Origin of the sequence: Bradyrhizobium sp., from assembly GCF_036009065.1 — a bacterium.
Taxonomy (GTDB): Bacteria; Pseudomonadota; Alphaproteobacteria; order Rhizobiales; family Xanthobacteraceae; genus Bradyrhizobium.
Map to the genome: position 1 here is coordinate 1 of NZ_DASYMN010000063.1, position 10,512 is coordinate 10,512.

The 10,512-nt window shown below is 62.3% G+C and carries 11 protein-coding genes; all 11 read left to right on the forward strand.

The annotated features are described in order from the left end of the window. Positions 1 to 141: 141 nt before the first annotated feature. On the forward strand, positions 142 to 792 hold the full coding sequence (locus VGP39_RS04045) for a nicotinate-nucleotide adenylyltransferase (RefSeq protein WP_327566815.1): 651 nt from the start codon (positions 142 to 144) through the stop codon (positions 790 to 792). Positions 793 to 964: 172 nt separating this feature from the next. Further along, positions 965 to 1,321, forward strand: coding sequence for a ribosome silencing factor (rsfS, locus tag VGP39_RS04050; protein WP_327566824.1), 357 nt, complete (start codon positions 965 to 967; stop codon positions 1,319 to 1,321). Positions 1,322 to 1,444: 123 nt separating this feature from the next. After that, the gene (rlmH, locus tag VGP39_RS04055) at positions 1,445 to 1,927 is read left to right on the forward strand and encodes a 23S rRNA (pseudouridine(1915)-N(3))-methyltransferase RlmH (RefSeq protein ID WP_327566816.1); all 483 of its coding nucleotides are present in this window, start codon (positions 1,445 to 1,447) and stop codon (positions 1,925 to 1,927) included. Positions 1,928 to 2,045: 118 nt separating this feature from the next. After that, positions 2,046 to 3,341 carry a murein hydrolase activator EnvC family protein gene (locus VGP39_RS04060; protein WP_327566825.1) on the forward strand — a complete coding sequence of 432 codons (1,296 nt, stop codon included), beginning with the start codon at positions 2,046 to 2,048 and terminating at the stop codon, positions 3,339 to 3,341. Further along, positions 3,338 to 4,696 carry a S41 family peptidase gene (locus tag VGP39_RS04065; protein ID WP_327566817.1) on the forward strand — a complete coding sequence of 453 codons (1,359 nt, stop codon included), beginning with the start codon at positions 3,338 to 3,340 and terminating at the stop codon, positions 4,694 to 4,696. The genes VGP39_RS04060 and VGP39_RS04065 overlap by 4 nt, the downstream gene beginning before the upstream one ends. Positions 4,697 to 5,020: 324 nt before the next feature. After that, a complete protein-coding gene (locus VGP39_RS04070) occupies positions 5,021 to 6,238 on the forward strand; it encodes a divergent polysaccharide deacetylase family protein (RefSeq protein WP_327566818.1) in 1,218 nt (405 codons plus the stop codon). 70 nt (positions 6,239 to 6,308) lie between these two features. Next, positions 6,309 to 6,815 carry an RNA pyrophosphohydrolase gene (locus VGP39_RS04075; RefSeq protein ID WP_327566819.1) on the forward strand — a complete coding sequence of 169 codons (507 nt, stop codon included), beginning with the start codon at positions 6,309 to 6,311 and terminating at the stop codon, positions 6,813 to 6,815. A 205-nt stretch (positions 6,816 to 7,020) separates the two neighbouring features. Next, the gene (locus VGP39_RS04080) at positions 7,021 to 7,545 is read left to right on the forward strand and encodes an RNA pyrophosphohydrolase (RefSeq protein WP_327566820.1); all 525 of its coding nucleotides are present in this window, start codon (positions 7,021 to 7,023) and stop codon (positions 7,543 to 7,545) included. Further along, a complete protein-coding gene (locus tag VGP39_RS04085; RefSeq protein ID WP_327566821.1) occupies positions 7,538 to 8,545 on the forward strand; it encodes a phosphotransferase in 1,008 nt (335 codons plus the stop codon). Before VGP39_RS04080 ends, VGP39_RS04085 begins: the two co-directional genes overlap by 8 nt. A 214-nt stretch (positions 8,546 to 8,759) precedes the next feature. Continuing rightward, the gene (locus VGP39_RS04090) at positions 8,760 to 9,305 is read left to right on the forward strand and encodes a TRAP transporter small permease (protein WP_327566822.1); all 546 of its coding nucleotides are present in this window, start codon (positions 8,760 to 8,762) and stop codon (positions 9,303 to 9,305) included. 1 nt (position 9,306) lies between these two features. Further along, positions 9,307 to 10,512 (forward strand): TRAP transporter large permease subunit (locus tag VGP39_RS04095; protein WP_327566823.1); only part of this gene is annotated, 1,206 nt, incomplete at its 3' end.

Here is a 10,512-nt window from a genome sequence, read left to right on the forward strand (position 1 = left end):
CGTGCGCGGCAACGGGCAGACGCGACCGTGAATAGCAAAGCGTTTTCAAGCGAAAGCCTGCCCCCAACGCGATCCGGGGTGGGTACCGGTTCGCATGAAGAAAACGCGCCAAACAAAAAGCAGTGCGAACGCGGTGATTGAGTGAGCAGAACTTCAGTCGCTTCGCGTTCCGTCTCTCAAGTCATCCCGCTCTATACCAACGGCATGCGCGTCGGCTTGCTCGGCGGCTCGTTCAATCCGCCGCATCTCGCGCATCGCGCGATCAGCCTGTTCGCGATCAAGCGGCTGAAGCTCGACCGCGTGTGGTGGCTGGTGACGCCCGGCAACCCACTCAAGCAAAATGGGGCGTTGCAGGATCTCGACCAGCGCATCGAGGCCGCGCGCCAAATCGCCGACGATCCGCGCATCGATGTGAGCTGTCTCGAATCCGTCATCGGGACCCGCTACACTGTCGACACCATCACCTATCTGCGCCGCCGCGCTGCCGGCCCGCGCTTTGTCTGGATCATGGGCGCTGACAATCTCGCGCAATTCCATCGCTGGCAAAATTGGCGGCGCATCGCGTCCGAGGTGCCGATCGCGGTGATCGACCGTCCCCCGCAAAGTTTTCGCGCATTGGCCGCGCCCGCGGCCCAGGCGCTGGCGCGCTATCGCCTGCCCGAGAACGAGGCCGGCAGACTGGCCGACCAGTCCGCGCCGGCCTGGGTGTTTCTCACGGGAATGAAGATGAGCCTGTCGTCGACGGGGCTGCGGAACCCGGATGGCAGTTGGGCAACACAAGGCAAGAAGTGAATCGGCCGCGTCACTGGAATATTGAAACCGTTAACCCCACATGCCTAGTATAGCCATCGGGCGCCGGGATTCGGCGTTCGCGATACAGTGAAAGGAATGGTCCCTGGCCACATCTGTATTGTCCAAGTCTGTTTTACCGAAACCGCGTAAAACATCGACACCAGCCGTGGTTTTGCAGGCGCAGCCTGACGCCGACAAGACCCTGAACCTGATCCTCTCCCGCCTCGACGACATGAAGGCGGAAGAAACGGTCACCATCGATCTTCGTGGCAAATCCGCCTTCTCCGATTACATGGTCGTCACTTCGGGCCGGGCCAACCGGCACGTCGGCGCCATTGCGGAGAACGTCACGAAAGGTCTCAAGGAGACCGGAATCAAAAGCATCCACGTCGAGGGCTTGCCCAATTGCGACTGGGTGCTGATCGATTCCGGCGACGTGATCGTGCACGTGTTCAGACCCGAGGTCCGCGAATTCTACAATCTGGAAAGGTTGTGGACGCAAAGCCCTGCGGCGGCGAAGACGCTTTAAGTCGAAGGCCGATGGGAATCGGCTGAGCGCATGATAGCGTGCAAGCGCGCATTCATGCGCGCAAATTATTGATTTAAAGCATTTTCTACGGCAAACCGGATTCCACTTTGCCGGAAAATGCTCATGCGTCTCGTGGTCATTGCAGTCGGCCGCCTCAAGCAAGGTCCGGAGCGGGAACTTGCAGAGCGCTATCGCGCGCGATTCGATGATGCGGGCCGCAAGCTCGGCTTTCGCGGCCTCGAGATTCATGAAATTCCGGAAAGCCGCGCGCGGGACGCTGCGACCCGCGGTGCCGAGGAAGCCGCGGCGATTTCGGCGCAAATCACGGAAAAATCGATCCTGGTGGCGCTCGATGAGCGTGGCGACAGTATCGACAGCGCGGCGTTTGCCCGGCATCTTGGGCGCTGGCGGGATGAGTCGGTCGCGAATACTTTTTTTCTGATCGGCGGCGCGGACGGACTTTCGCCCGATTTACGGCGCAAGGCAAAGCTCAAGCTTGCGTTCGGCGCCGCGACCTGGCCGCATCAAATCGTACGCGTCATGCTTCTGGAACAGATTTACCGGGCCGCGACCATTTTGGCCGGCCACCCCTATCATCGCGCTTAGGCACGCGGAAGCGAAGGCCCGATCGGATCCGATGCAAGCAACGCAGGACATAGGCTTGGACGATGACACCGCGCGCCGCGGTCGGCGGCAGCCAGTCCGCTCTCCCCTGCCCCTGATCATGTTCGCCGCGAGCTTTGCCGGTCTTGCGCTTACGCCCGCGGCTGCACAGGTCGCAGCTGCAACTCAGCAGGCCACAGCCCCCTCGCCAGACGCGATCAAGCAGCGCGAGCAGGAACTTGAAGCCGCGCGCGCGCAACAAAAGGGCGCTGCGGAATTACAGGAAAAGCTCAAGGCGGATATCGCGGCGATCGGTCAGGATCGCAGCAAGCTCAATCAGCAATTGATCGACATCGCCGCTCGCGTGCGCGGCGTCGAAACAAGAATCGGCGACGCCGAAGCGCGGCTGCCGCCGCTTGATGCGCGCGAGGCGCAGATTCGCAGCTCGCTCGATGCGCGCCGTTCCGAAATCGTCGAAGTGCTGGCCGCCCTGCAACGCGCCGGCCGCCGTGCGCCGCCGGCCTTGCTGGTGAGACCGGAGGACGCGCTGCAATCGCTTCGCACGGCGATGCTGCTGGGATCGGTGGTGCCGGAGATGCGGGCACAGGCCGAGCGGCTGGTCGCCGACCTGAGCGAACTGATCAGCTTACGCAAGACCATCGCCGCCGAGCGCGATCAGCTTAGCATCGATCGCGACAAGCTCAAAGGCGACCAGGTCCAGCTCGCCTCGCTTGTCGAGGAACGGCAGCGCAAGCAGAGCGCCATCGAGAAGGACATGGAGGCAGAGGGCGCGCGGGCGCTGATGCTGGCGCGCCAAGCTGACAGTCTGCAGGGCCTGATCGCCAGGATGGAGCAGGATCTGAAGAGCGCCGCCAAAGCCGCCGCGACGGCGAGCCTGAAGGGCGCTCCGGCGGCCCTCAATGGCAAGCCCAATCTAGGTGCCCTGAAAGATCCGGGCCGGCTCAGCCCGGCCATTGCTTTTGCGTCCGCGAAGGGTTTATTCGCCCTACCGGTTAATGGCGTCAAGATTCGCGGATTTGGCGGTTCCGACGGGGTCGGTGGCGCGGAAAAAGGCATTTCTTTGGCCTCCCGGGCCGGTGCCCAGGTCACAACCCCGTGTGACGGCTGGGTTGTTTATGCCGGACCCTTCCGCAGCTACGGACAACTCTTGATCCTCAATGCCGGTGGCGGGTATCATGTGTTGATCGCCGGGATGGAGCGCATTTCGGTCAACATCGGCCAGTTTGTACTTACGGGGGAGCCGGTCGCAACCATGGGAACCACGTCTCAGGTTGCATCGATACTCGCGGCAAATGCGAGTCAACCCGTGCTCTATATCGAGTTCCGTAAGGACGGCACTCCCATTGATCCAGGCCCATGGTGGGCCGCAAATGAAGGCGAAAAGGTTCGGGGATGATGCGCAAGACTTCGATAATTCTTCTCAGCGCCGCCACAGGCGCGGCATTGACGCTTTTCGTGACCCAGCCGCGCGCCGTGCTGATGGGGTCGAGCGCGCGCGCCGCGACATCGGACACCTATCGCCAGCTCAATTTGTTCGGCGATGTGTTCGAGCGGGTCCGCAGCGACTATGTCGAGAAGCCCGACGACAGCAAGCTGGTGGAGTCCGCCATCAGCGGAATGCTGACCGGCCTCGATCCGCATTCCAGTTACATGGACGCCAAGAGCTTCCGCGACATGCAGGTGCAGACCCGCGGCGAGTTCGGCGGGCTCGGCATCGAAGTCACGATGGAAGACGGGCTGATCAAGGTCGTCTCGCCGATCGACGACACGCCGGCGTCGAAAGCCGGCATCATGTCCAACGACATCATTACCAATCTCGATGACGAAGCGGTGCAGGGCCTTACCCTCAATCAGGCGGTCGAGAAGATGCGCGGCCCGGTCAATACCAAGATCAGGCTCAAGATCATCCGCAAGGGTGCGGACAATCCGATCGACGTGACGCTGGTGCGCGACAATATCAGGGTCCGTTCGGTGCGCGCGCGCGTCGAAAGCGACGATATCGCCTATATCCGCATCACCACTTTCAACGAGCAGACCACCGAGGGCCTGAAGCGTGAAATCGGCGCGCTGACGTCGCAGATCGGCGCCGACAAGCTGAAAGGCTTCATCATCGATATGCGCAACAATCCGGGCGGCTTGCTGGAGGAAGCGGTGACGGTTTCCGACAGCTTCCTCGAGCGCGGCGAGATCGTCTCGACCCGCGGCCGCAACGCCGAGGAAACCCAGCGCCGCACCGCGCATGCCGGCGATCTCACCAAGGGCAAGCCGGTGATCGTTCTCATCAACGGCGGCTCGGCCTCGGCATCGGAAATCGTTGCTGGCGCCCTGCAGGACCACAAGCGTGCGACGCTGGTCGGCACCCGCTCGTTCGGCAAGGGCTCGGTGCAGACCATCATCCCGCTCGGTTCCGGCAACGGCGCGCTCCGTCTCACCACCGCGCGCTACTTCACGCCGTCAGGCAAATCGATCCAGGCCAAAGGCATTGTCCCCGATATCGAGGTGCTGCAGGACGTGCCCGACGAGTTGAAGTCGCGCACCGACACCAAGGGCGAAGCCTCGCTGCGCGGCCATCTGAAGTCCGAGGGCGACGAGAAGACCGGCTCGCAATCCTACGTGCCGCCGGATGCCAAGGACGACAAGGCCCTGAAGATGGCGGCCGACCTGCTGCACGGCGTCAAGGTGAACGCCAATGCGCCAGCCACCGGCGACAAGGCGGCGATCGACAAGCCCGCCAACAAGGTTGCCAACTGATCCTGATGCAACAACAAGTTTCGCAAGCGGGCGGCCTTCGGGCCGCCCTTTTGTTTGAGGACTCGGCGCTAACGTACCCGGTCGCCGTTCAACACAGCCCTCATCCTGAGGAGCCGCGCGCTTGCGCGGCGTCTCGAAGGATGACCGCAAGCACCGAACCCGTTGCCATCCTTCGAGACGCGGCCAAGAGGGCGCTCCTCAGGATGAGGGCTGTTTTTGGAATTGGAACCGCGCTTATGGCCACGCTTTGGTGCCCGGTCTGCCGCGCTCTTGATTCACCGTGGTATTGTCGGACCGTCTGATTCGGGGAGGGCCGGGAGGAACATGGCGGAAACGGCGGACGATCTGAGCACGCCGCTCGGACAGGAAGCGGTGCGCAAGAAGCGCCGCCGCCTCCGCCTGCCGTTTACTGCGACCCAGGCCATCGCGGTGCTGATGGGGCTGTTGCTGCTGGCCTTCCTCGGCTTCGCCGTCTTCAATGACAATCCGCTCGGCGGCGAGCCCAGTGCGCGCGTTGCGATCCGCACCGCCCCGCCGGCTCAAAAGCCGGCCATGACGCCCGCGGGCGCGCCCGCCCCAGTCGTGAAATCGGCAGCCGAGATGGCAAAGCAGGCCGACCCCGCCGGCAAAAAAACCGTCACCATCATCGACGGCTCCAGCGGGGCGCGCCATGACATCGTGGTGCCCGGCGATGCATCGGACAAGGTCGAGGGTGACGCCGCGCCCGCACTGATGGCCGGGGTCGACCAGCGCCTGCTGGAAAAATCGCGCTATGGAATGATTCCGGTCGCCGCCGATGGATTGAAGCCTTTCACGGCCTATGCTGGAGGCAACGATGCCGACCGGGCCCGCGCCGCCAGGATGCCTGTTATCGCCATCGTCATCGGCGGCCTTGGAGTTGGTGCCGCCAAGACCAGCGACGCCATCATGAAGCTCCCGCCGGCGGTGACGCTGGCGTTTACGCCCTACGGCTCGGACCCGGGCAAGCTGGTGGAGCGCGCCCGCGCGCAACGCCACGAGGTGCTGCTGCAAATTCCGATGGAGCCGTTCGACTATCCCGACAACGACCCCGGACCGCAAACCCTGCTCTCGACGCTCAGCGCCGAGCAGAATCTCGACCGGCTGTTCTGGCACCTCAGCCGATTCCAGGGCTATGCCGGAATCGCCAATTTCATGGGCGCGCGCTTTGTCGTCACGGATGCTGCGATGCAGCCTATCGTTCGCGAGGCCGCCAAACGCGGCCTCGGCTACCTCGACGACGGGTCGGCGCCGCGCAGTGTCGCCTCCTCGCTGGCGGAAGGCCAGGCGATGCCATTCGCCAGGGCCGATTTCAGCATCGACGCGGTGCCGACATCGGTGGAGATCGATCGGACGCTGGCGAAACTCGAGAGTCTCGCGAAAGAGCGCGGAACGGCGGTCGGCATTGCGTCGGCGCTGCCGATTTCGATCGAACGGATTGCCGCCTGGACGAGGTCGCTGGAGAGCCGTGGCGTCCTGCTTGTGCCATTGACAACCGCGATGCTGAAATCAAAATCAAGCTGAGCCTGTTAACAGGACCATGCGAATTTCGCCGGTGCGGATCGGCTGCAGCAACGCGAGAGGCAACGGCGGAATGGCGCGCTATGAAGACCTGCCCTATCGGACTTGCGTCGGCATGATGCTGATCAACGCGTCAGGACTGGTCTTCATCGGCCGCCGCGCCGGAGGCGGCATCGAGCATGTCGATGAATCCCATGTCTGGCAGATGCCGCAGGGCGGCGTCGATCCCGGCGAAGACACCTGGACGGCGGCGAAGCGCGAACTCTACGAGGAAACCAGCGTCCGCTCGGTCGAGAAACTCGGCGAGGTGGCGGACTGGCTGATCTACGATATTCCCCGCACCGTTGCCGGACGCACCTGGAAGGGCCGCTACCGTGGACAGCGGCAGAAATGGTACGCGATGCGGTTCACCGGCAAGGACGCCGAGATCAATGTCGAGTGCCCCGGCGGCGGTCACAAGGCGGAGTTCGTCAGCTGGCGATGGGAACCGATGAAAAATCTTGCCAACCTGATCATTCCGTTCAAGCGGCCGGTCTACGAGCGCGTGATAAAGGAGTTTTCCAAGCTCGCCGGCGGCTAGAACGGGATGGTGTTAAGTCGAATCGCCCGGACTTTAAGGTCATTGCACTTTCAAGCCACACGTTCAGCCGTCATCCTGAGGAGCCGCGCGCTTGCGCGGCGTCTCGAAGGATGGCCGCAGGCACCGGCGCTTGTGGCCATCCTTCGAGGCTCACCGAAGACGGCGAGCACCTCAGGATGACGGCTGAATGTGTGGCTTGACACCCATGACCGAAGAAAAACCCTATCGCCTCAATGTGGGTGTCGCGCTGTTCAACGCGTTCGGCCGGGTCCTGATCGGGCGGCGCTTCAGGGATGACGGACCGGAAATCATTCTTCCCGGACTGGAATGGCAGATGCCGCAGGGTGGCATCGATGCCGATGAAAATCCGCGCGACGCGGTGATGCGCGAATTATGGGAAGAAACCGGCGTCAGCAGCACCGCTTATCTCGGCGAAACGGATTGGCTCAGCTATGACTTCCCGCCATTTGACGGACCGCAGTCGCACCGGCTCGCAAAATTCCGCGGCCAGCGTCAGAAGTGGTTCGCCTTGCGCTTTACCGGACATGACAACGAGGTCGATCCGCTGACGCCGCGCAACGGCCAGCCGCCGGAATTCGACCAATGGCGCTGGGAGCAGCTTGACCGCGTCGCCGATCTGGTGGTGCCGTTCCGGCGCGAGGTCTATCGCGAAGTCGCAGAGCGTTTCGCGCAGTTCGCGTCGCTTTGTCCCGGGCAAGGCAATGAGTAACGACCCGTTTGCAGCACTTCCGACCGCACTGCGCGACACCGCGAGTTCGGCGATTACCGCTGTCCTGGGCGCTGCCGCTATCGTCAACGTCCGGCCTGTGAAAGGCGGCGTTTCAGGGGCGGTGGTTTTGCTCATCGAGACCAGCGGTCGTCACTTCGTGTTGCGAATAGAAGGCCCTGCGGGTCCGCTACGCAATCCTCACCAGTATGAGTCCATGCGTATCGCAACGGAGGCGGGTATCGCCCCGCGAATTCATTACCTGAATGCCGAAGACCGGGTCGTGATGATGGATTTCATCGAAGATAGACCGCTCGAAACCTACCCGGGCGGCCGCCAAGGGTTAGCGCAGGCGATTGGAGCGATGTTGAAGAAGCTGCAAGCTTTACCGCGATTTCCGTGCTTCATGAACTACCCGGACCTTGTGGACCGGCTATGGACGCACGTTTGCAAAACAGCTCTGTTTTCTCATGGCCTCCTGGATGCCGCTTCGCAAAGGCTGATCAGCATACGCAAGGCCTATGCCCTTGATACGGGAAAATATGTGTCCAGCCACAATGATTTCCTTCCGCGAAATCTTTTATTCGATGGCAAACGGTTGTGGCTGATAGACTGGGAGAACGGCTACCGCAACGATCCCCTCGTCGATCTGGCGACCACGCTCGACAACTTTGCGCCATCACCGGAATTGGAAGAAGTGTTGCTGCACGCATGGCTTGGCCAAACGCCGGATCGTCTTCTGCGCGATAGATTGGTGTTAGTGCGTTCCCTTACGCGCCTTTTTTACGCCGGTGTGTTGTTAAGCGCGTCGGCATCTGCTGCGCATGCAACACCCGATCCCGACCTTTCGGCACCAACCTCCGCCGAATTCGAGCGGGCGATCCGCGCTGGGCGCCTGAAGGCCGGGACGACGGAAACAACCCATGTCTTGGGCAAGATGTTCCTCGCTTCATTCCTTTCCGGTGCGGTACCTCCCGGATTGCCGCCGATGTACATGCGGTAGCGATCCAGTCGGCGGGCGGTTCGCGACAGACCGACGCGGAGTCGCTGGATTTGACTCCCTCGCCTTGACGGTCCTGAGCAAACCTGCCCCTCTTCCGGCACCGATTTCAGCAGCCCGTTTTCGGCACGGCGGGGATCGACAGGCCCTAAGAGGACCGTTACCGGAAGTGGTACGTCTATTGCTTCCGGGCAAGTTGCGTGTGAGGGGACACACTATGATCCGCCTGTTTCTCGATCGAATCTATCTTTTCTCCGGCTATCTCGCCGGAGTTTTCCTCATTGCGATTTTTGTGCTGATGATGTTGCTTTCGGCCGGCCGGCCGCTCGGCATCAATATTCCGGCGGGCGACGATTTCATCTCCTGGTGCATGGCGGCAACAGCCTTCCTCGGGCTCGCGCATACGTTCAAGCACGGCGAGATGATCCGCGTCGGTCTTTTGATTGACCGTCTGAGCGACAATGTCCGCCATGTTGTGGAGATCGCCGCGCTTCTGGTCGGCACCGGCTTCATCGGCTTTTTCGCCTGGCATGCCGCGGTCATGACTTGGCAGTCGTGGAAATTTTCCGACATTTCGCAAGGCGTCATCGCGGTGCCGCTGTGGATTCCGCAGCTCGGCTATAGCGGCGGCCTGGTGATTCTGTTCATCGCTTTTGTGGATGAGCTGGTCCATGTCCTGCGCGGCTTTGCGCCGCGCTACGAATTGCCGAAACCGAAGATCGCCGAGGAAATCGTCGAGCGCGCCATGCAGAGCGGGGTCTGACATGGAGCTGCTCTCCATCGCCGCGCTGCTGCTGGGATTTCTCGGCCTGCTGCTCGGCGCCGGCGTCTGGATCGGCGTCGCCTTGATGGCGACGGGATGGGCCGGCATGCAATTCGCCGGCGGCGGCATTCCGGCGGGCAGCGTGCTGGCGACGACGGTGTGGGGCAACAGCGCCTCGTGGTCGCTCGCAGCCTTGCCACTCTTCATCTGGATGGGCGAAATTCTCTACCGCACGCGGCTGTCGGAGGAAATGTTTCGCGGATTTGCGCCCTGGCTGAACTGGCTGCCGGGCCGGCTGATGCACGTCAATGTGCTCGCCTGCGGCGTGTTCGGTTCGGTCTCCGGATCCTCAGCCGCGACCTGCGCCACGGTTGCTAAGATCGCCCTGCCCGAACTGAAGAAGCGCGGCTATGACGAAGGCTTGAGCCTCGGCTCCCTGGCCGGTGCAGGCACGCTCGGCATTCTGATCCCGCCATCGATCACCATGGTGGTCTACGCCGTCCAGGCCAACGTCTCCATCATTCAGGTTTTCCTCGCCGGATTCCTGCCGGGCTTGCTGGTGATGGCGCTTTATTCCGGCTACATCGCGGCCTGGTCGCTTGCCAATCCGAAGCGCACCCCGCCGGCCGATCCGCCGATGAGTCTTCGCAGGAAGATCGCTGAATCGCTCAATCTTCTTCCCGTTCTGCTGCTGATCGCTTTCGTGTTCCTGTCGCTGCTGATGGGCTGGGCGACGGCGACGGAATGTGCAGCCTGGGGCGTGCTGGGATCGCTGGCGATCGCATGGTGGCAGGGCGCGCTGACCTGGCCCGCGTTCTGGGCCAGCGTCATGGGTGCTGCGCGGGTCAATTGCATGATCCTGCTGATCCTGGCGGGCGCCTCCTACATGGGCACGTCGATGGCCTATACCGGCATCCCATTGGCGCTCGCGAACTGGGTGAACAGTCTGCAACTCAGCCCTTATGCGCTGATCGCGGCGCTCACCGTCATGTACATCGTGCTCGGCACGGCACTCGACGGCATTTCCATGATCGTGCTAACCACTGCCATCGTCATTCCGATGGTCAAGCAGGCCGGCTTCGATCTCGTCTGGTTCGGTATTTTCCTGGTGCTGGTGGTGGAAATGGCTGAAGTCTCGCCGCCGGTCGGCTTCAATCTGTTCGTGTTGCAGACCATGAGCGGCAAGGATTCCAACACGGTCGCCAAG